The sequence below is a fragment of the Mesorhizobium sp. CA16 genome, from assembly GCF_020165175.1.
Lineage (GTDB): Bacteria > Pseudomonadota > Alphaproteobacteria > Rhizobiales > Rhizobiaceae > Mesorhizobium.
Map to the genome: position 1 here is coordinate 24,057 of NZ_JAIUHP010000002.1, position 20,230 is coordinate 44,286.

A 20,230-nucleotide genomic window follows, 5' to 3' on the forward strand; every position below is an offset into this window, starting at 1 on the left:
AGAGCAATGCGCTGGCGTGCGGCTCTTGAAGCACGCTTCAACGGATATCCAGAAAAACGGCCGATCAGCGCGCCGAACGGAGGCCAGACCATGCTTCAGAAAACCAGCCATTTCATGCGCCAGGCCAACCTCATCAATGGTGAATGGGTGCAGGCCGACAGCGGCCAGACCATCGACGTCAACAATCCGGCGACCGGCCTCAAGATCGGCACCGTGCCTAAGGCCGGCAAGGCCGAGACCCGCCGCGCGATCGAAGCCGCAGAGGAAGCCTTCAAGGGCTGGCGCAAGACCACCGCGCTCGAGCGCTCGAAGCTCCTGCGCAAGCTGCATGACGCGATGATGGACAATCAGGATGTGCTGGCCGAGCTCTTGACCATCGAGCAGGGCAAGTCGCTCACCGAATCCAAAGGCGAGATCGGCTCGGCCGCCAGCTATATCCTCTGGTTCGCCGAGGAAGGCCGCCGCGTCTATGGCGACATCGTTCCGTCGCCATGGGGCGACCGCCGTATCCTGGTGACCAAGGAGCCGGTTGGCGTCATTGCAGCCATCACGCCGTGGAATTTCCCGTCCTCGATGCTTGCCCGCAAGATCGGCCCAGCTTTGGCCGCCGGCTGCACCGCGGTGGTCAAGCCCGCCTCGCAGACGCCCTATTCGGGCCTCGCCTGGGGCGCGCTTGTCGAGGAGGTCGGTTTCCCGAAGGGCGTCGTCAACGTCGTCACCGGTTCGGCCGGCGAGATCGGCGACGAGATCTGCGCCAACCCGCTGGTCAAGAAGATCACCTTCACCGGCTCGACCGAGGTCGGCAAGATCCTGATCCAGAAGTCGGCCGCGACGGTCAAGAAAGTGTCGATGGAGCTTGGCGGCAACGCGCCGTTCCTGGTCTTCGACGACGCCGATGTCGATCGCGCGGTTGCCGGCGCCATCACGGCCAAATACCGCAATTCCGGCCAGACCTGCGTGTGCACCAACCGCTTCCTGGTGCAGGCCGGCATCTATGACAAGTTCGTCGAGAAGCTGGCTGCCGCCAGCAACAATCTCAAGGTCGGCTCGGGCCTCGAGGAAGGCGTGCAGCAGGGGCCGCTGATCGACGAGAAAGCGGTCGAGAAGGTCGAGGAATTCATCGCCGATGCGACGTCGAAGGGCGGCAAGGTCGTCGCCGGCGGCAAGCGCCATGCGCTCGGCGGCTCGTTCTTCCAGCCGACGGTGATTTCTGGCGCCACGCCGAACATGCGCTTCATGAAGGAAGAGATTTTTGGGCCGATCGCGCCTGTGTTCAAGTTCGAGACCGAGGAAGAGGCGGTGGCCTTGGCCAACGACACCGAGTTCGGCCTTGCCGCCTATTTCTACACCGGCGATCTCGGCCGCGCCTTCCGGGTGATGGAAGGCCTGAAATACGGCATGGTCGGCGTCAATGAAGGCCTGATCACCACGCCCGAGGCGCCGTTCGGCGGGGTCAAGGAATCCGGCCTCGGCCGCGAAGGCGGGCATCAGGGCATCGAGGACTATCTCGACACCAAATATGCCTGCTTCGGCGGCCTAGGGCTCTGATACCGATCCCCGGAACAGGGGCAGGCGCGCCCAGCAGTCCACCGTTCAGACGACGGTGGACTGCTCTATCGCCTTGTCTTGGCGCAAAGCCGCTGCGCACTTTTCCTGGAATTGCTTTAGCCTGCGCTTGCCGGATGATACGCAGCCGGCCTAAATCCACGGATCGGTAATGACATTTCGGGCATGGCGATGAAAGACGGCGAGGTCTTCGGCACGACGCAGGCGGGCGAGGCCGTGCGCCGCTTCACCATCCGCGGCGGCGGCGTCACGGCTAACATCATCGGGCTCGGCGCCATCATTCAGGACCTCAGGCTGAGCGGCCATGACGCGCCGCTGGTGCTGGGCTACGACCGATTCGAGCCCTACGAGACCGATCGCGCGTTCTTTGGCGCCGTCGTCGGCCGCTTCGCCAACCGCATCGGCGGCGGCCGCTTCACCATCGCCGGCAACCGCTTCCAGACCGAGCAGAATTTTCTCGGCAAGCACACGCTGCATGGCGGCTCGGAAGGCTTTTTCCGCCGGCCATGGACCGTCTCGCTGCATGGCCGCGATTTCGTAACACTGACACTGCACGATCCGGACGGCGCGATGGGCTTTCCCGGCGCGCTCGACGTCACCTGCACCTACCGGCTGAAGATTCCAGGCACGCTCAGCATGGAGCTGACCGCGACCTGCGAGGAGCCGACGCTCTGCAACCTCGCGCAGCATTCCTATTTCAATCTCGACGATGGCGGGTCTGGCGATATCCTCGACCACCGGCTGATGCTCAACGCCGGCGCCTACACGCCGGTCGATGACGAGATGATCCCGACCGGCGTGGTGAAGCCGGTCGACGGCACGCCCTACGATTTCCGGCAGGCGCGGCCGCTGCGCATGGAAATGGAAGGCGAGCAGCTTCGCTACGACCTGAATTACTGCCTGGCCTCCAGCCGCGGGCCGCTGCACCAGGCTGCCTGGGTGCAAGGCGCGAATTCCGGTGTCGAGATGGAAGTCTGGACCACCGAACCGGGACTGCAACTCTATAGCGGTCAGTTCGTCGCGCCGACATCGCCGGGGCTCGACGGCCGCCGCTACAAGGCGTTTTCAGGCCTTTGCCTCGAAGCGCAGACATGGCCGGACGCGCCGAACCGGCCTTATTTCCCGCAGGCGACGCTGTGGCCGGGGCAGATCTATCATCAGGTGACGGAGTACCGGTTCCGCTTGCCCTAAAGTTTTCCAATATTGAAGTGAAGTCCACCCAAGGTTCGATAGCGCTTAACTGTCGAAGGCGATCCGCAAGGTCTCAAATGGCGCCAGCGCGCCGCGAACCTGCACCACCGCGGCGGCGACTTTGTGCGCCCGGCGTGTCGCGTCGGCAGGCGCGTGGCCGGCAAGCCGGGCGGCGAGATAGCCGCCGTTGAAGGAATCGCCGGCCCCCGTGGTATCGACGGGGGCAGCCACATGCACCGCGTCGACAGCTTGTGAAGCGCCGTTCAGCGCAATCAGGGCCGGCTGCTCGCCATTCTTGACCACGACCTCGCCGGTCAGCTTGCGCAGGCGCTTGGCTGTGACCTCCGGGGTCTCATCGCCGAACAGCATCTGCTCGTCCGGAAAAGTCGGCAGCGCAATGTCGGCCACCGCAAGCGCTTCCAGGATCGCGGCCTGCGCCGCTTCGCGGCTCGGCCACAGACGCGGCCGGTAATTCGGGTCGAAGGCGACGAGCGAGCCGGCCTTGCGGGCAGTCGCCACGGCCGAGAGGAGGGTTTGGCGCGCCGCCGCGTCCAGAATTGCCAGGGTGATTCCGGAAAAATAGACAAGCGCCTGGTTTTCAAGGCTTTTTGCCAGTGCTGTCGGATCCGAGGCGAGCTGGCGCGCGGCCGCGTCGCTTCGCCAGTAGGTGAAGGCGCGCTCGGCTCCTGTAAGCGTTATGGCGTAAAGGCCGGGGCGCGCGCCGGCAATGACCGGGCTGTTGCCTATGCCGATGCCGTTCTCGGCAAAGAAAGCGATCTGGTCGTGCGAAAAGGGATCGTCGCCGAAGGCCGTCACATAGGTCGCGGGCCGATCCGGGCTCAAGGCGTGCAACGCCCAGAGCGTGTTGAAGGTATCGCCGGCAAAACCCATTCGCCAGTTCGGGCCGGCCTGGCCTGACAGTTCCAGCATACATTCGCCGATCGATGCGGTACCATTGGCCATGCGGGCTTATCCCTTCCTAAGATATTGTTGCTGTAGCTTTTTGCGGCCGGCAGCGCCATGCTTGGCTACCGGCGAATTTTGCGCCAGAAGCGATTTCCCACAGGCAGGGCGGGACGCGACAAGCGGCCCGCGACGTTAGCAGCCGAAGAGGAACGGGCTTGGCATCGATATGGCGTTACATTCTTGCGGGTCTCGGTCTTGCCGTGCTGCTGGTCGGCATCGTGGCCGCAGTCTATCTGACGCTGCCGCAATCGGCGCCCGGACCGGACCTGTCGCGCTCGAAAAAGACGGCGAACGGCCTGTTCGTCGCGAGCTTCGAGCCGGAGCGCGGCGTGGTCCGGCAGGGCGAGCTGCAGTCCTGGCTGCTGACGCTGAAGACCGCCGCCGGCGCGCCGGTGGAAGGAGCGGCCATCACCGTTTCCGGCGGGATGCCGCGGCACGATCACGGCCTGCCGACCAGTCCGCAGGCGACCGACTATTTGGGCCAGGGGCGCTACCGCATCGATGGCGTGAAGTTCACGACGAGCGGCTGGTGGCAGCTGCACTTCGGTATCTCGGCGGCGGCGGGCTCCGATTCCGTCGTCTTCAACATCGTGTTGTGAGCGGGCGATGAGGCGGCTGATCAGCGTTGCGAGCCTCTCGGCCTTAGCCGCTCTCGCCTTGCTGGGCGGCTGCGGCGAGCCGCAGTTCAGCGACGCCGAGAAGAAGACCATCGCGTCGCTGGCGCTGAACACGCTGCCCTCGCTCAAAGTCGACACCACGAACCAGTATGCGGATGTGCCGGCGGCTGCCGCGCTCGGCTCGACGCTGTTCTTCGATGCCGGCATGAGCCGCGACGGCACGGTGTCCTGCTCGACCTGCCACAAGATCGACCGTCAGTTCCAGGACGACCTGCCGCAGGCGGTCGGCGTCGGCCACACCAACCGCCGCACGATGCCGCTGGCGGGCGTGGCGCGCGATCCATGGTTCTTCTGGGACGGCAGGCGCGACAGCCTGTGGGCGCAGGCGCTGACGCCGCTTGAAAACCCGCTCGAGCAGGCCGGCAACCGGGCCGCCTTCGCGCATTACATCAAGAAGCGGTTCGGCGAGCGCTATGAGCGCATCTTCGGACCGCTGCCCGATCTTTCGGCGGTGCCGGCCAACGCCAGCCCGCTCGGCAGCGATGCCGACAAGGCCGCGTGGAACGCCATGCCTGCCGGCCGGGAAGACGACGTCAACCGCGTCTTCGCCAATATCGGCAAGGCGATCGCCGCCTTCGAGCGCTCGATCGAGCCTGAGCAGACGCGCTTCGACCGCTTCGCCATCGATCTGGCGACCGGCGCCAAGCCGGAAGGGGACGCGGCATTCTCGCCGGAGGAAGTCCTTGGGCTGAAGCTGTTCATCGGCAAGGCCAATTGCGTGACCTGCCACAACGGCCCGCGCTTCACCGACAACTCCTTCCACAACACCGGCGTGCCGCCGGTCGACGGCCTGCCGCCTGACCGCGGGCGCGTCGATGCCGTGGCGCAGGTCGGGGCCGATCCTTTCAACTGTTTCGGCAAGTTCCGCGACGGCGACGAGAGCGCCTGCCGCGAGCTGCGCTTCATGGTCAAGGACGGTCCGCAGATCATGCGCGCCTACAAGACGCCGTCGCTCAGGGGGGCCGCAAGCCGGCCGCCCTATATGCATGCCGGGCAGTTCGCGACACTCGATGAGGTGGTGGCGCATTATTCGAAGGCGCCGCCCAGCGTGGAAGGGGTCTCCGAAGTGCACCCGCTCGACCTGTCCGAGCGCGAGCGGGCCGCGCTGGTGGCTTTCCTCAAGACCTTGTCCGAGTAGGTTAGCGATCCTTCACCGTCTCCATCGCCACGAAGGTCGACGTCTGGGCAACGTGGGGCAGGGCGGAGATGCGCTCGCCGAGCACCCGGCGGTAGGCGGCGATGTCGGTGGTGCGGACCTTCAGCAGATAATCGAAGCTCGACGCCATCATGTGGCATTGCTCGATCTCCGGCACGCCCTGAACGGCGCGGTTGAAGGCGTCGAGCGCTGCCGAGCGCGTGTCCGACAGTTTCACCTGGACGAAGGCGACATGGCCTTCGCCCATGCGCTCGCGGTCGATGACCGCGCGATAGCCTCTTATGTAGCCGTCCTTCTCCAGCCGCTTCACGCGCGCCTGCACCGGCGTCTTCGACAAGCCCACCTTCAAAGCGAGTTCAGACATCGAAAGCCGACCGTCGCGCCCGAGCGCGGACAGGATGTTGCGGTCAATGCGGTCCAATTGGTCTTCGGTCATTAAAATTGCAGTCGAAATGATGGGACTAGCCGCTATATGTTAGATCGATCAGTCTGTCATGTCGATTTCTTTGGACCGACTGGAATCCGCAGCTGTGCTAGCTTGCGCCATTCGGTCCGGCGACCGCCAGACCGTTCGCTCACGCTCGCTTTCATGGACCCCGACATGCCGCTCGACGCCATCCGCCAGCAGATCCGCGCCAATTATTTGCCCGACGAAGACGAGGCGGTGAAGCGCCTGTCGGCGGCGGCCGGGCTTTCGGCGGAAGAGCGCAAGGCGATCTCGGCGCGTGCGGCCGATCTGGTGCGTGCGGTGCGCGGATCCACCGATCCAAGGCTGATGGAGGTCTTTCTCTCGGCCTACGGCCTGTCGACCAAGGAAGGCGTGGCGCTGATGTGCCTGGCCGAAGCGCTGCTGCGCGTGCCCGATGCCGAGACGATGGACGATCTCATCGCCGACAAGATCGCGCCGCATGACTGGTCGGCGCATTCGGGCGGCTCAAGCTCCATCTTCGTCAACGCCTCGACCTGGGCGCTGATGCTGACCGGCCGCGTGCTCGACGAAGGCGAGGGCGGGATCGAAGGCACGCTGCGCGCCATGGTGCGCAGGCTTGGCGAGCCGGTGATCCGCAAGGCGGTCGCCGCGGCAATGCGCGAGATGGGCGAGCAGTTCGTGCTTGGCCGAACCATCGCCGAGGCCGTCAAGCGCGGGCGGCCGATGACGCAGAAGGGCTACCTCTATTCTTTCGACATGCTGGGCGAGGCGGCCCGCACCGAGGCCGACGCGCTGCGCTACCACCGCGCCTATGCCGACGCGATCTCCTCGCTCGATGCAGGGTCGAACGGTCCCGACATCCGTTACAACCACGGCATTTCTGTCAAGCTCTCGGCGCTGCATCCACGCTACGAGGTGGCGCAGCGCGAGACGATGCTGCCGGTGATGGCCGAGCGGCTGCTGTCGTTGGCGCTTGCCGCCCGGCATTCGCGCATGGGCCTCAACATCGATGCCGAGGAGGCCGACCGGCTGGACCTGTCGCTCGACGTCATCGAACGCGTGCTGGCAGAGCCGGAACTTGCCGACTGGGACGGTTTCGGCGTCGTTGTCCAGGCCTATGGCCCGCGCGCGGCTTTCGCCATCGACTGGCTCTATGCGCTTGCCAGGAAATACGATCGCAAAATCATGGTGCGGCTGGTGAAGGGCGCCTATTGGGACACCGAGATCAAGCGGGCGCAGACGCTCGGCCTGTCCGGCTATCCGGTCTTCACCCGTAAGGCCAACACCGATGTTTCGTATCTCGCCTGCGCGAAGAAGCTGCTGTCGATGACCGACCGCATCTATCCGCAATTCGCCACACATAACGCGCACACGGTTGCCGCGATCCTGTCGATGGCAAAGGACCGCGACAGCTTCGAGTTCCAGCGCCTGCACGGCATGGGCGAGGCGCTGCACGAGACGGTGCGGCAGGCCGAGGGCACGCGCTGTCGCATCTATGCGCCGGTCGGCGCGCATTCGGACCTTCTCGCCTATCTGGTGCGCCGTCTGCTGGAAAACGGCGCCAACTCCTCCTTCGTTCACCAGTTGACCGACGAGGAGGTCGAGCCCGAGGAGATCGCGCGCGATCCGCTCGCGGTGGTCGAGACGCAGGGGCCGGCCGCCAATCCGGCGATCGCGCGCCCGGCCGCGATCTTCGGCCTCGGGCGCCGCAATTCCAAGGGCTTCGACATCACCGATCCGGTGACGCTCGCGGCTATCGAGAAGGCGCGGGCGGCGTTCGCCGGAACGGATCGCTGGCACGCCAAGCCGGTGACGCGCGCCGCCGGCTACGGCAAGCCGCGCCAAATCGTCAATCCGGCCAAGCCCGACGAGATCGTCGGCACGGTGCATGAGGCGGCAGCCAAGCAGGTGGCGATCGCCGTTCGCATCGCCGTCGACGCGCAACCCGCCTGGGCGAAGCGTCCGGTTGCCGAGCGCGCCGCGATCCTCAATCGTGCCGCCGACCTCTATGAGGCCAATGCGGTCGAGTTCTTCGCTCTCGCCACCCGCGAGGCCGGCAAATCGCTGGCCGACGGCGTCGCCGAAGTGCGTGAGGCGGTCGACTTCCTGCGCTACTACGCGGCCGAGGCGGCCAATGCCGAAGCCGGCACGCAGGCGCGGGGCGCGATCGTCTGCATCTCGCCGTGGAATTTCCCGCTGGCGATCTTCACCGGCCAGATCGCGGCAGCTTTGGTCACCGGCAATTCGGTGATCGCGAAGCCGGCCGAGCAGACGCCGCTGATCGCCTTCCGCGCCGTGGAAATGCTGCGCGAGGCCGGCGTGCCGGAAGACGTCATTCAGCTTTTGCCGGGCGATGGCGCCTCGGTCGGTGCGCCGCTGACGGCCGACCCGCGCATTGCCGGCGTCTGCTTCACCGGCTCGACCGAGGTCGCCAAGCTGATCGAGAAGCAACTGGCCGAGACCGCGGCGCCCGATGCGATGCTGATCGCCGAGACCGGCGGCTTGAATGCCATGATCGTCGATTCCACCGCGCTGCCGGAACAGGCGGTGCGCGATATCCTCGCCTCGGCCTTCCAGAGCGCCGGCCAGCGCTGCTCGGCGTTGCGCGTTCTCTATGTCCAGAAGGACGTTGAGAAGAAAATGCTGGAGATGCTGAAGGGCGCGATGGAAGCGCTCAATGTCGGAAATCCCTGGGCCATCTCGACCGATGTCGGCCCCGTCATCGACGATGAGGCGCAAGCGTCGATCAGCGATTATTGCAAGCAGAAGGGGCTGGAAGGCACGCTGATCGCGAGATTGGAAGCGCCGGCAACCGGCCGTTTCGTCGCGCCGCATGTCTTCCGCGTCAAAGGCATAGAGGAAATGGAGCGCGAGGTGTTCGGCCCGGTGCTGCATGTCGCGACCTTCGATGCTGACGAGATCGACGCAGTGATTGCCGCCATCAACCGCAAGGGCTATGGGCTGACCTTCGGCCTGCACACGCGCATCGAAGGCCGCGTCCAGCATTTCGTCGACGGCATCCATGCCGGCAACATCTATGTCAACCGCAATCAGATCGGCGCCGTCGTCGGCTCGCAGCCCTTCGGCGGCGAGGGGCTTTCGGGCACCGGCCCGAAGGCCGGAGGACCCCATTATCTGCGTCGCTTCCGCAAGGGGCCTGAGGCCGGCACCGAGGTGGGCGAAGGCCACAAGGTGACCGCGACCGAGCTTGCCGACAATCTGCCGGATCCGGCGCTGGGCGGGTGGTCGACGCGGCCGGACCGCGTGGCGATCCTGAGAAAGCATCTGCGCGGCAAGGGCGCGGCGGCGATCGCCGCAGCCGCCAGCCTCGATTTCGGCCAGGTCGACCTGCCCGGGCCCACCGGCGAGGCCAACACACTGTCGCTGGCACCGCGTGGCCGAGTGCTGTGTCTAGGCCCGGATGCAGAGACGCTGCTAGCCCAGACGATCCAGGCGCTTGCGGCCGGCAATGCCGTGCTGGCCGTGGCGCCGGGCGCGCCGGCCGCGCTATCGGCGCTGACCGGCAAGGGCCTGCCGCTCGCGGCGATCGACGGTCGGCCCGATCCGGTCGAGGCGCGCTCGCTGCGGGTCGATGTTGTCGCCTTCTCCGGCACGCCGGAGGCGGCGCGCATCGTGCGCAAGGTTATTGCCGAGCGCTCCGGGCCGATCGTGCCGCTGGTCAGCGAGGTGCTCAATCCGGCGGCCTACGCGCATGAACGTGCGGTCTGCGTCGACACGACGGCGGCGGGCGGCAATGCCAGTTTGCTGGCGGCGGCATAGTTCTCCAGTACGGCGATTTTTGGCCAGTCGGCTATGTCTGCTTAGGCAGTTGCATGCCTTGGCGATTGGCCGGAACGCTCATCGCGATCGTCATCCACGGGCGGAGCAAGGAGCGAAGCGACGAGCGTAGACCCGAGGATCCATTCCGTTACATATGAGCGTTGCAGCGATGCAGAATTCTGCTCCGCTGCACCCGTCGATAAGGTCACGGAATGGATCCCAGGGTCTCCGCGACGCCGCTTCGCGGCTGCTTCGCCCTGGGATGACGAGGTTGACCCGCCGACAACTTTGAGAATCCCTGTGTCGAGGAACTAGCTGGCGCGAAACAGTCTCGTTGGCAAAGGCATGTTCAGGCGCCTTCGACTACCGAAAAGCCTTCGAACTGCGGGTGGCCCAGATAGTGCACCTTCGAGCCGCCGGCATTGCGATGGGCGGCGCGGAAGTTTTCCGATTTCGTCCAGGCGACGAAATCCTCCTGGCTTGCCCAGACCGTGTGCGAGGCGAACAGCGTGTAGCCCTCGGTCTCGTTGACCGGGCCGCGCAGCAGGTGGAATTCCTTAAAACCCTGCATTTCGGAGAGGCTTGAATCGCGGTTCTTCCAGACATTCTCAAAGGCTTCTTCCGAGCCGTTCTGGACCTTGAAGCGGTTCATGGCGATGTACATCGGCTTCCTTTCGACATGGACGAATTCTTTGGATGGCGGGGGTTTTAAAAAGGACCAATTCGCGCCTTGAACACCCAACTCGATTTTCCGGTCTCGGGTGGAATGGGAGGGAACGGGGCTTGTTTGCGCACCAGCGTCAAAGCGAACTGATCGAGCTCGGTGGACCCTGAACTTTCGGCGAGCTGCAGGTCGCTGACGCTGCCGTCGGCCGCGACGACGAAAACGACCCTGGCATTGTTGCGAGCCTTGGCCTGGATCGATTTCGAAACGCGACGGTTGGCGCGGGCAAGCTTCTTCTGGATTTCACCACTGTAGCGGGATTCGAGCGCATTGCCGGCGGCGTGTTTCTTGCCCTTGCTGGCGACGACCGGCGCATCGCGCGTATCGCCATCCGCCGCGCCGCGCGGTTCAACGGTTTCACTTGGCCCCGCCGATCCGGCTGGTGCGCTTGATGTCGCGCTCGGGACCGGCGATTGCTCAGGCTCGGCAGGGGGCGCTTGTGGGCTTTGCGGCTCGATCGCAGGCGTCGACCTGCTGTCCGTGAAGACGCTCTGATCATCCTGGCGCGGTGTGGCGGCCGCCAGGATATCCGAGGCCGGCTCGTTGACGGCTTCCGGCGGAGGCTGGCGCGCCACTTGCTCACTTGCCGGCTGCGTCGCCTCGGCCGGCGGAGCGGGTTTCGCGGCCTGGCGCTTCACCGGCTGCGGATCCGGTACCAGGGTAACATCCACCGCGCCGGAAGCCTGGTCGTCCAAGGCGCTGCCGATGACGTTGGCGCCGGACTGATCGGCGCCCTCGGCCCTGATCGCGTCCGCGGAAACGAATGTCCCCGCGGGTGCGATCAGAAACGCTGCCGCGGCGGCGCCATGGAGCAGGCCGGAGGCGATGATCGCCACTGCCCACCTGCGGTCTCCCGCGGATTGCCGCGTCTGCATGAGCGGCGCGTCCGGCTTGATCGCCGGTTCATTGCCTGCATCGGAAGGGTGATTGATGTCTTGCATGTCTCGCGCCGAGACCTGCCGCACGCGAGAAGGAATTGTCAAATCAAGATCGGTTGCCGCCCATGGCGCTGGACCGGAGGCAGGCCACGCCACAGCGCCATGCGGAATGGCCGGATGCAATCCCATCCCTATACACCGAAAGCGCCTCGGGCCGAAGTCGGCGCGGACTGGGCCCACGCCGGCGCCAGGCCGAGCGACATCGCCAGCGCCGAGGTCAGCAGGCGAGGCGATGCCGTCAAGCTTTCCATTCCTCAGCCGCCAAAACGCATGGTTGCCGCCAGCTTCAGCGTGACGCCAGGCTCATAGAGGACGGCGGTCGTGCTTCCGTTGAGCGGGTTGGTGTATTTGACGTCGAACAGATTGTCGGCGCGGAAGTCGAGCTTGAGATTATCAGTCGCCTGGTAGCTGGCGAAGGCGTTGATCAGTGTAAAATCCTTGGCAACCGGATTGCCCTTCGGCTTGCCGTTGTACTGGACCTCGCCGCCGACGGTCAGCTTGTCCTGGAGGAAGCGCAGGCCGAGCTGGGCCGTCACCTGCGAGGAGGGGATGGTCGCGAGGTCGGCGCGCTCGCCTTCATAGGAGATGGTGTGGCCGTCGATGATGGAGGCCGACAGGCCGGCATAGCCCCAGCCGGCGTCATAGACGCTTTCCAGCTCGAAACCATTGATCTTGGCCTTGGCGAAGTTCTGGTACTGGAAGCAGATCGGAATGCCCGGGCCGAACGGGCAACCGCTGGTCGGATCGAAGGGCGAGAGCGTCACGCCGTCGATATAATCGTCGACATTGTTGTGGAAGTAGGCTGCCTTGAGCCGCAGCGCATCGCCGCCCTCGATGATGTCGTTCTGCTGGTAGTTGACGCCGAACTCGACGGTCTTGCCGGTCTCGGGCTTCAGGTTCGGGTTGGGCAGGAAGGGAAAGCTGACCCCGGCCGGATGGTTGCCGCTGATCAGCGTCTCGGTCAGCGAGGGCGAGCGGTAACCTTCCGCATAGGTCCCGTAGAATTGCAGGCCGGCCAGGCCGGCGCTTTCGAAGGGCGAGACGCCGACCGTGATGCGCGGCGATACTCGGTCGCCGGAGGTCTCATTCGTGTCGTCCTTCAGACTGTAATGGTCGTAGCGCAGGCCGCCAATGACCTCGAGCCACTCCCAGGTCAGCTTGTCCTGGATGTAGGCGCCGGAGACGTTGCGCTTGCCCGACGGCGTGTAGAAGGAATCGCCGCCGGCCGTGCCGCCGGTATCGACATCGTCGCCGACCCAGTCACCGCCATAGGTCAGTTCGTGGGCGACGCTCGCCGTCTCGAAGCGCGACGTGTTCCAGATGTCGATGCCGGTCGTGCCGACATCGAAGGTCGACAGCGAGCCGGCGGGCAGCAGCACGGGCAGGCCGGTGACCGGATCGAAGCGGTTCTGCGCGGTAAGCGTCGTGAGGTCGAGAAGGGTCTTGTTGTAGGAGGCGTTGATGTGGAGGTCGAGCCAGCTCCTGGCGTCGTCGGTGATGTTGTAGCGGGCCGTGAACGTGTTCGACTTCAGATCGACGTCATTCGCCGGCACGCCGCCGCTGGTCTCGGTCCAGCCGTCCTTGGAGCCGACCCAGCCGAGCTTCAATTCGCTGTTCTCGGTCGGGCGTACAGTGGTCTTGAGCAGGCCGCTCAGCACATTGAAACCGGTGCCGGCAACGGTGTCGCCGCCGCCGTTCTTATAGTCGTCGTAGTCGCGATAAACGATGTTGCCGAGAACATCCAAGTTCTCGTTGATCCGGTAAGCGCCGGTCGCACTGGTGGTCCAGCCCTTGCCGTTGCTTTCATAGCGCCCGGTCAGCGAGCCGGCCCAAGTCTCCTCCGGCTTGAGGAAATCCGCCGCGTCCTTGGTGTCGAAGAAGACGACGCCGCCGATGGCGCCGGAGCCATAGGTGTTGGCGGTCGGGCCGCGGATGACGTCGACGGATTTGATCAGCTCGGGATCGACATAGAAGGTCGACTGCGTGCCATGGTCCGAGCGCTGGAAATCCTGCCTTGCGCCGTCGACGATCACCGCGACACGGCCGAAATCCTGCAATCCGCGGATGTTGATGCTGGAGCTGACGCGGCGCGCATCGGCCTGCACGGTGACACCGGGCACGCCGAGCAGCATCTCGTTCGGCGTCGTCGCCATGCGGCGGTCGAGCTGCTCCTGGTCGACATGGCTGGCGGAAGCCAGCGACTGGATTGCGGTTTCGCCGGTGCGGCTGATGACGAGGATCTTGTCGAGCAGCGTCCCTTCGGCCGCGGCCTTCTCATCAGTCTTCTTTTTCTGATCGGCCTGCTGCTGGTTGACCGGCTGCGCGGCTTGCTGCGCTTTGGCGGCGTGCGCGCTGAGCGCGATCGCCGCCGCTCCGGCCATCAATGCGGCGATTGTCTTTGCAATCGATCGAAAGCCCGGCCCCGCACTATTGCCTGCAAGGCCCGTCCGTCCCCAAGTCGCCAACCCCATTGCCCCAACTCCAGATTTCAGGCTCGCAGCTGGCTGGCCGGTGGCTCGCTCGCATTTTTGATCACATCCGGCGTCTTAAATCTTGACTCATTTACTCCGGTAATGCACTGACTAGTAAACATGACTATTCGAGTCAAGAATTGAATCGGCATTTTATGAGGCTGCGGCCAAGGTGGCCGTCAGAGGAAAGGACCGACCCGATGAATACGCACAATCCCAACGATTTCCGCTATCGCGTCCGCCGCCCGGAAGACACGCAGATGCATTACGAAAGGGTACCGTTGGCGGTGAGGACGCTCTCCAGCAACACGCTGTTCCAGGGCGAGCACGAGATCGGCATCGAGCATCACGGCGCGCTCTACCGCCTGAAGATCACCCGCCAGGGCAAGCTGATCCTCAACAAGTGACCGGAACCGGCGGGCGGCAGACGAGCAGAGATCAGACGATACAGGTGGACGAAATGGATCAGCGCGTTAAGCCGTCGCCGGAGGAAATCCGGCGGGCGCGAGAAGAAAATCCGAAAATGCGGGAGCGCGATCTCTCGGCGCAATTGGGCATTTCGGAAGCGGAACTGGTTGCAGCGCACTGCGGCTTCGGCACTGTCCGTGTCGAGCCGCGTGTCAACGATCTGCTGACCGGGCTCGAGGCGGTCGGCGAGGTGATGGCGCTGACCCGAAACGAAAGCGCCGTGCACGAAAAGATCGGCGTCTACGACAAGGTCGTGACCGGCAACCACAACGCCATGGTGCTTGGCGAAAACATCGACCTGCGCATCTTCCCGAAAGTCTGGGCGCATGGCTTTGCCGTCGAAAAGCGCGACGGCGGCGAGATCCGCCGCAGCCTGCAGTTCTTCGACGCGGCGGGCGAGGCGGTGCACAAGGTGCATCTGAAGCCCGCATCCAACCTCTATGCCTACCAGAAACTGGTGGCGAGCCTCGAATCGTCGAACCAGGAACCGACCGTCGCGATCCTCCCAAGCGCCGCGGAAGGAGAGGATGAAGGGCAGGGCGCGGCTGCCTCGATCGGCGATCTGCGCGACCGCTGGAGCCGGCTTACCGACGTGCATCAGTTCTTCGGCATGCTGAAGACGTTGAAGCTCAGCCGCCGCGAGGCCGTGCGCATGGTGGGCCAGGACTATGCCTGGCTGCTCGACAATGATGCGTTCATCGCCATGTTCCACCACGCTGCGGCAGGCGAGATGCCGATCATGTGCTTCGTCGGCAACCGCGGCTGCATCCAGATCCATTCCGGCCCGATCAAGTCGGTCAAGCCGATGGGTCCGTGGCTCAACGTGCTCGACGAGACTTTCCATCTGCATCTGAGGACCGACCACATCCGCGAAGTCTGGGCGGTGCGCAAACCCACCAAGGACGGCCATGTCACCTCGCTGGAGGCCTATGACGCCAATGGCGGCATGATCATCCAGTTCTTCGGCAAGCGCCATGAAGGCGAAGGCGAGCGGGAAGACTGGCGTTTTCTCGCCGAGAACCTGCCCCGCATTCCCAATCCGACCGCTGCATGAGGTAGCACCCAATGCGCTTTGTTCTCAGTTTCCGCGCAGCGCTCGCGCCGATGCTCGGCGTCCTGCTTGCCGTCGCCCTGCAGCCGGCCAAGGCGGACGAAGGCATGACAGTCTTTTCGGACAGCTCGCGGATCGTCTCGATAGGCGGCTCGATCACCGAGATCGTCTACGCGCTCGGTGAGGAAGGCCGCCTCGTGGCCCGCGATTCGACCAGCAACTATCCCGAGGCGGCGGCGAAGCTGCCGGATGTCGGCTATATGCGCGCGCTGTCGCCCGAGGGTGTCCTGTCTGTCAATCCGACCGGGATCCTGGCGCTGCAGGGCAGCGGCCCGAAAGAAGCGGTCGACGTGCTGAAGAAGTCGAGCGTGCCTTTCGTCGAGGTGCCGGACCACTACAATCATGAGGGCATTCTCGAAAAGATCCGCGTCGTGGGAAAAGCGCTAGGGGTCGAGGCCAAGGCGGAGAAGCTCGCCGCCGAGACGGACGCGAAGCTGACGGCGGCCGAAAAGCAGACGGCTGCGATCAAGGATCGCAAGCGCGTGCTGTTCGTGCTGTCGACGCAGGGCGGCAAGATCCTTGCCGCCGGCAGCGACACGGCGGCCGACGGCATCGTCAAGCTGGCCCGCGCGGTCAATGCGGTCGAGGGTTTTTCCGGCTACAAGTCGATGACCGACGAGGCGATCGTCAGCGCCAGGCCGGACGTCATCCTGACGATGAAGGGCGCCGGACCGCCGATCTCGGAAGAGGAGCTGTTCGCCAACCCTGCCGTCGCTTCAACACCGGCGGGCGCCGACCGCAAGATGATCAGCATGGGGGGCGCCTACCTGCCCGGCTTCGGGCCGCGCACCGCCGAAGCCATCCATGATCTTGCCGTTTCGCTCTACGGCAACCAGGTCCTGGACTGAGCGGCGATGGCCGAACAATCCATTGCCGGCGCGGGCAGGGTGATGGCGGCCGATGGCGACCGCTCGGCCCGGGCAAGGCTTGTCATCCTGCTCTTGTGTGTGACGCTCGCTCTCTGCCTGTTCCTGTCCCTGACGTCGGGCGCTTCCGACGCCTCCGCGGTCCGCGTCATCCGCGGCTGGTTTACGGGCACCATGCCTGCCGACGCGGCGCTTGCGGCGCGCGACCGGCTGATCGTCTATGACATCCGTGTGCCGCGCGTGCTGCTCGGCGTGCTGATTGGCGCGGCGCTGGCCGTTTGCGGCGCGGTGATGCAGGGGCTGTTCCGCAACCCGCTTGCCGATCCCGGCCTGATCGGCGTCTCCGCCGGCTCCAGTCTCGGTGCGGTGGCGATCATCGTGCTCGGCACGACCTGGCTTGCGCCCGTCACGCTTGCGCTGGGCACGCTCGCTTTGCCGCTCGCGGCATTCTTCGGCGGGCTCGCGGTGACATTGCTGCTTTACGCCATCGCCACGCGCCAGGGACGGACGTCGGTCGCGACGATGCTGCTTGCCGGCATCGCCATCAGCGCTCTTGCCATGGCGCTGACGGGCATCCTCATCTTCATGGCCGACGACCGGCAGCTGCGCGACCTGACGTTCTGGCAGCTCGGCTCGCTTGCCGGCGCGACATGGTCGAAGATCGGCACCGTGGGGCCGGTGATCTTGCTGGCGCTGTCGGCGATGCCGTTCCTGTCGCGCGGCCTCAACGCGCTGGCGCTGGGCGAAGCGACCGCGGGCCATCTCGGCATTCCGGTGCAGCGGCTGAAATACACGGCCATCGTCGGCGTGTCGGCGGCGGTCGGCGCCTCGGTCGCAGTCAGCGGCGGCATCGGCTTCATCGGCATCGTCGTGCCGCATGTGCTGCGGCTGGCGATCGGGCCGGACAACCGTTATCTGCTGCCGGCCTCGGCCCTGCTCGGCGCATCGCTGCTTCTCATCGCCGACGCGGTCGCCCGCACCATCGTCGCGCCGGCCGAACTGCCGATCGGCATCGTCACCGCGGTCGCCGGCGCGCCGTTCTTCCTTTGGATCCTGCTGCGCAAGCGCGGCGTCGTTGATCTGTGAGTTCGCCATGATCGAAGCGCGCGACATTTCGGTGGCGATCGGCGGCAAGCGCGTCGTCTCCCATGTCGACTTCAGGGCGCGGCCCGGCGAAGTAACAGCCCTCGTCGGGCCAAACGGATCCGGCAAGACGACTTTGCTCAAGGCGCTGACGGGCGAGCTCGCCTATACCGGCACCGTCACCCTCAACGGCCGCGATCTGTCGGTCATGAAGCCGGTCGAGGCAGCCACGCTGCGCGCGGTGCTGCCGCAGGCCACGACGCTGTCCTTCCCGTTCACCGTGCGCGAGATCGTTCGCCTCGGCCTGATCGGCGGACGCTCCGGCGTGCTGCCCGGCGAGGATGCGCGTTTGCCCGAGCGGGCGCTGGCGCGGGTGGATCTCGACGGCTTTGTCGGCCGCTTCTACCAGGAGCTTTCCGGGGGCGAGCAGCAGCGCGTGCAGCTTGCCCGCGTGCTCTGCCAGGTCTGGGCGCCGGTGCTCGAAGGGCGGCCGCGCTATCTGTTCCTCGACGAGCCGGTCTCCAGCCTCGACATCAAGCACCAGCTCATCATCATGAACATTGCGCGCGATTTCGCCCGGCGCGGCGGCGGCGTGGTAGCGATCCTGCACGACCTCAATCTGACGGCCATGTATGCCGACCGAATTTTTGTGCTGCATGGCGGCCAGTTGGCCGCCGCGGGCTCGCCAACGGACGTACTGAACGACGAGATGATCGAAAAGGTGTTTGACTGCAGGCTGAAGGTTGGTGCTCTGCCCGCCGGCAGCGTGCCGTTCGTGCTGCCGCAGTCGGCGGCTTAGGCTGCCGGGGCGCGCTGCTCCAGGAGGTCGATGCCGAGCAGGCTGCGTACATTCGGGCGCGCGGCGACGAGATCGGCGATCGTGTAGCGGGAAAGCACGGCGAAGAAGGCGTTGAGCGCCTCGCGCAGCGCCGAATTCAGGGCGCAACTGTCGACCAGCGGGCATTCGGCTGCGTCGTTCTCGAAGCATTCGGCCATGGCGAAACTCTCTTCGGTGACGCGCACGACATCGAACAGGTTGATCTGTTCCGCCGAGCGGCCGAGCCGCACCCCGCCGTTGCGGCCGCGCACGGTCTCGACCAGGCCGGCCTCGACCAGCGGCTGCAGGATCTTGAAGAGGAACAACTCGGACACCGAATAGGCGGCGGCGATCTCGGGGATGCGGCTCAGCCTTTCAGTGTTAGCGGCGCAATACATCAGGATGCGCATCGCATAATTGGTCTGGCGCGTGAGCCGCATGGTATCCTCGCGAAATATTAGCTTGAAGCCGAATATGGCCCATAGTTTGGAACAATTCCAGACTGGACCGGCACATAGCTGAATAATCGTGTCAACTTTTTGTGCATGCCGGCGCATATCGTGCTCCCGCGCTTCGAACGAGCGTTTTGCCGGCGCAGCCACTAGATAGAAGCGGGTGCAAACAGGAAACGGCCTTTCCATGCCACAGTCAGCTTCGGCCCTCGCGCCGGTTCGATTCGACGCCGATGCCAAGGCGAAGCTCTCGGCGTTGCGGCGGACCAAGTTCGTCGCCGCCGCGGCGCTCGCGCTGTGCATCCTCGTCTTTGCGCTCGCCAAATCCTTCGAGGGCGGCCATCCGTGGCTCGGCTTCGTCGCGGCCTTCGCCGAGGCGGCGACCATCGGCGGCCTCGCCGACTGGTATGCCGTGGTGGCGCTGTTCCGGCGGCCGCTCGGGCTGCCGATCCCGCACACGGCCATCATTCCGGAGAACCAGCACCGGATCGCCGATAATCTCGGCCGCTTCATCGAGGCCAATTTCCTGGCGCCGGAGCCGGTGCGCGAGAAGCTCACCGAGGTCGATTTCGCCGCTTTGGTCGCCGACTGGCTGGCCGACGCCGAACGCGCCTCCGATCTGTCGCGATTCGTCGTACGCCTGGTGCCGCAGACATTGACGGCGGTGGAACAATCAGGTCTCCGTGACTTCGTCACCAGCCGCATGCTGGAGCAGATCGAGAAGGTGCCGCTGGCGCCGCTCGCGGCCGATCTTTTGTCGGCGCTGACCGACGATCGTCGCCACCAGAAGCTTTTCGACGAATTCATCCGGGTCGTCGGGCGTTTCCTCAACGACGAGCAGGCGCTGGCGACGATGCGTGAAAAGATCCGCGAGGAACTGCCGTCGCTGTTCAACCTGTTTCGCGCCGACGCCTATCTTCTGAAGAAGATCGTCGCGTCGGCGGGTTCGCTGCTCGATGAGGTGCGGGCCGATCCCAACCATCCGATGCGTGCCGAATTCGACGGCTTCGTACTTGGCTTTATCGAGCGGCTCAGGACTTCGAAGCAATATGCCAGGCGCGCCGAGAAGCTGAAGCGCGATTTCCTCGGACGTCCGGAGGTGCGGGCGCTGGCCGGCGATGCATGGACTAGCCTGCGCCTGTTCATCGAGCAGGACGTCAATGCGCCGAATTCGACGATCCGCGAGCACCTCGCCAACATGTTCGTCGAGGTCGGCAGGCATCTGGCCGACGACGCCCAGATCAGGGCCGATATGAACCAGGGTTTTGTCGTGGCGCTGGCTTCGTTCGTCGAGAGTCAGAAGAGCGGGGTGTCGACATTCATCGCCGACCAGGTCAAGCGCTGGGACCTGGCGCAACTGACGCGGCTGATCGAGCTGAACATCGGCAGGGACCTGCAATATATCCGCTTCAATGGCATGATCGTCGGCGGGCTTGCCGGGCTGGCGCTCCATACGGCGGAGCGGCTATTCCTCGTCAATTGACGCCGGCCCACGGAGCACTATTCTCGTTCAAGGGCGCCCTATGGCGGCCGG

The 20,230-nt window shown here is 65.1% G+C and carries 17 protein-coding genes; 11 read left to right on the top strand and 6 right to left on the bottom strand.

Features of this window, described 5'->3' with window-relative positions; all coding sequences use genetic code 11:
• Positions 1-90 precede the first annotated feature (90 nt).
• The gene (locus tag LB525_RS03995; RefSeq protein ID WP_224543570.1) at positions 91-1,548 is read left to right on the top strand and encodes an NAD-dependent succinate-semialdehyde dehydrogenase; all 1,458 of its coding nucleotides are present in this window, start codon (positions 91-93) and stop codon (positions 1,546-1,548) included.
• Between the two features lie 183 nt (positions 1,549-1,731).
• Positions 1,732-2,757: an aldose epimerase family protein gene (locus LB525_RS04000; RefSeq protein ID WP_224543571.1), complete on the top strand. Its 1,026-nt coding sequence runs from the start codon at positions 1,732-1,734 to the stop codon at positions 2,755-2,757.
• Positions 2,758-2,802: 45 nt separating this feature from the next.
• Here the strand turns inward: LB525_RS04000 and LB525_RS04005 are convergent, their stop codons facing one another.
• Positions 2,803-3,720, bottom strand: coding sequence for a sugar kinase (locus LB525_RS04005; protein WP_224543573.1), 918 nt, complete (start codon positions 3,718-3,720; stop codon positions 2,803-2,805).
• Between the two features lie 158 nt (positions 3,721-3,878).
• Between LB525_RS04005 and LB525_RS04010 the strand changes: the two genes are divergently transcribed.
• Both LB525_RS04010 and LB525_RS04015 read left to right on the top strand, forming a co-directional pair.
• Positions 3,879-4,322, top strand: coding sequence for a FixH family protein (locus LB525_RS04010; protein WP_224543574.1), 444 nt, complete (start codon positions 3,879-3,881; stop codon positions 4,320-4,322).
• 7 nt (positions 4,323-4,329) lie between these two features.
• Positions 4,330-5,538 carry a cytochrome-c peroxidase gene (locus tag LB525_RS04015; protein ID WP_224543576.1) on the top strand — a complete coding sequence of 403 codons (1,209 nt, stop codon included), beginning with the start codon at positions 4,330-4,332 and terminating at the stop codon, positions 5,536-5,538.
• 1 nt (position 5,539) lies between these two features.
• Here the strand turns inward: LB525_RS04015 and LB525_RS04020 are convergent, their stop codons facing one another.
• Positions 5,540-5,992 (bottom strand): Lrp/AsnC family transcriptional regulator, encoded by a 453-nt coding sequence (locus LB525_RS04020; protein WP_040981793.1) that lies wholly within the window; start codon positions 5,990-5,992, stop codon positions 5,540-5,542.
• A 165-nt stretch (positions 5,993-6,157) separates the two neighbouring features.
• Between LB525_RS04020 and putA the strand changes: the two genes are divergently transcribed.
• Complete coding sequence (gene putA, locus LB525_RS04025; protein ID WP_224543577.1) at positions 6,158-9,766, top strand: bifunctional proline dehydrogenase/L-glutamate gamma-semialdehyde dehydrogenase PutA; 3,609 nt, start codon at positions 6,158-6,160, stop codon at positions 9,764-9,766.
• Positions 9,767-10,115: 349 nt separating this feature from the next.
• Here the strand turns inward: putA and LB525_RS04030 are convergent, their stop codons facing one another.
• From LB525_RS04030 to LB525_RS04040, 3 genes are all read right to left on the bottom strand, one after another.
• Entirely contained in the window at positions 10,116-10,430 is a 315-nt protein-coding gene (locus LB525_RS04030; protein ID WP_224543579.1) for an antibiotic biosynthesis monooxygenase family protein, read from the bottom strand.
• 44 nt (positions 10,431-10,474) lie between these two features.
• Positions 10,475-11,431 carry a TonB family protein gene (locus LB525_RS04035; protein WP_224543580.1) on the bottom strand — a complete coding sequence of 319 codons (957 nt, stop codon included), beginning with the start codon at positions 11,429-11,431 and terminating at the stop codon, positions 10,475-10,477.
• Between the two features lie 251 nt (positions 11,432-11,682).
• Complete coding sequence (locus LB525_RS04040; RefSeq protein ID WP_411970999.1) at positions 11,683-13,899, bottom strand: TonB-dependent hemoglobin/transferrin/lactoferrin family receptor; 2,217 nt, start codon at positions 13,897-13,899, stop codon at positions 11,683-11,685.
• 200 nt (positions 13,900-14,099) lie between these two features.
• Between LB525_RS04040 and hemP the strand changes: the two genes are divergently transcribed.
• The 5 genes from hemP to LB525_RS04065 are packed head-to-tail and all read left to right on the top strand — an operon-like array spanning position 14,100 to position 18,226.
• Complete coding sequence (gene hemP, locus LB525_RS04045; protein WP_095765558.1) at positions 14,100-14,306, top strand: hemin uptake protein HemP; 207 nt, start codon at positions 14,100-14,102, stop codon at positions 14,304-14,306.
• Between the two features lie 53 nt (positions 14,307-14,359).
• Complete coding sequence (locus LB525_RS04050) at positions 14,360-15,421, top strand: hemin-degrading factor (protein ID WP_224543584.1); 1,062 nt, start codon at positions 14,360-14,362, stop codon at positions 15,419-15,421.
• 11 nt (positions 15,422-15,432) lie between these two features.
• Positions 15,433-16,326: a hemin ABC transporter substrate-binding protein gene (locus LB525_RS04055; RefSeq protein WP_224543586.1), complete on the top strand. Its 894-nt coding sequence runs from the start codon at positions 15,433-15,435 to the stop codon at positions 16,324-16,326.
• Positions 16,327-16,332: 6 nt separating this feature from the next.
• Positions 16,333-17,430, top strand: a complete 1,098-nt coding sequence (locus LB525_RS04060; RefSeq protein WP_224543587.1) for a FecCD family ABC transporter permease — start codon at positions 16,333-16,335, stop codon at positions 17,428-17,430.
• 7 nt (positions 17,431-17,437) lie between these two features.
• Positions 17,438-18,226, top strand: a complete 789-nt coding sequence (locus LB525_RS04065) for a heme ABC transporter ATP-binding protein (RefSeq protein WP_224543589.1) — start codon at positions 17,438-17,440, stop codon at positions 18,224-18,226.
• On the opposite strand, the gene rirA is transcribed toward LB525_RS04065, so the two are convergent.
• Positions 18,223-18,684, bottom strand: a complete 462-nt coding sequence (rirA, locus tag LB525_RS04070) for an iron-responsive transcriptional regulator RirA (RefSeq protein WP_224543590.1) — start codon at positions 18,682-18,684, stop codon at positions 18,223-18,225. The two genes, LB525_RS04065 and rirA, sit on opposite strands and share 4 nt — an antisense overlap.
• A 199-nt stretch (positions 18,685-18,883) precedes the next feature.
• On the opposite strand from rirA, the gene LB525_RS04075 reads away from it, so the two are divergent.
• Positions 18,884-20,179, top strand: coding sequence for a DUF445 domain-containing protein (locus LB525_RS04075; RefSeq protein ID WP_224543592.1), 1,296 nt, complete (start codon positions 18,884-18,886; stop codon positions 20,177-20,179).
• The last annotated feature ends 51 nt before the right edge of the window (positions 20,180-20,230 follow it).

Coding starts and splice junctions, on each gene's coding strand:
- rirA (WP_224543590.1), bottom strand. CDS start 18,684: ATGCGGCTCACGCGCCAGACCAATTATGCGATGCGCATCCTGATGTAT.
- LB525_RS04020 (WP_040981793.1), bottom strand. CDS start 5,992: ATGACCGAAGACCAATTGGACCGCATTGACCGCAACATCCTGTCCGCG.
- LB525_RS04015 (WP_224543576.1), top strand. CDS start 4,330: ATGAGGCGGCTGATCAGCGTTGCGAGCCTCTCGGCCTTAGCCGCTCTC.
- putA (WP_224543577.1), top strand. CDS start 6,158: ATGCCGCTCGACGCCATCCGCCAGCAGATCCGCGCCAATTATTTGCCC.
- LB525_RS04005 (WP_224543573.1), bottom strand. CDS start 3,720: ATGGCCAATGGTACCGCATCGATCGGCGAATGTATGCTGGAACTGTCA.
- LB525_RS04000 (WP_224543571.1), top strand. CDS start 1,732: ATGGCGATGAAAGACGGCGAGGTCTTCGGCACGACGCAGGCGGGCGAG.
- LB525_RS03995 (WP_224543570.1), top strand. CDS start 91: ATGCTTCAGAAAACCAGCCATTTCATGCGCCAGGCCAACCTCATCAAT.
- LB525_RS04050 (WP_224543584.1), top strand. CDS start 14,360: ATGGATCAGCGCGTTAAGCCGTCGCCGGAGGAAATCCGGCGGGCGCGA.
- LB525_RS04040 (WP_411970999.1), bottom strand. CDS start 13,899: ATGGGGTTGGCGACTTGGGGACGGACGGGCCTTGCAGGCAATAGTGCG.
- LB525_RS04075 (WP_224543592.1), top strand. CDS start 18,884: ATGCCACAGTCAGCTTCGGCCCTCGCGCCGGTTCGATTCGACGCCGAT.
- LB525_RS04035 (WP_224543580.1), bottom strand. CDS start 11,431: ATGCAAGACATCAATCACCCTTCCGATGCAGGCAATGAACCGGCGATC.
- LB525_RS04030 (WP_224543579.1), bottom strand. CDS start 10,430: ATGTACATCGCCATGAACCGCTTCAAGGTCCAGAACGGCTCGGAAGAA.
- LB525_RS04055 (WP_224543586.1), top strand. CDS start 15,433: ATGCGCTTTGTTCTCAGTTTCCGCGCAGCGCTCGCGCCGATGCTCGGC.
- LB525_RS04065 (WP_224543589.1), top strand. CDS start 17,438: ATGATCGAAGCGCGCGACATTTCGGTGGCGATCGGCGGCAAGCGCGTC.
- LB525_RS04060 (WP_224543587.1), top strand. CDS start 16,333: ATGGCCGAACAATCCATTGCCGGCGCGGGCAGGGTGATGGCGGCCGAT.
- hemP (WP_095765558.1), top strand. CDS start 14,100: ATGAATACGCACAATCCCAACGATTTCCGCTATCGCGTCCGCCGCCCG.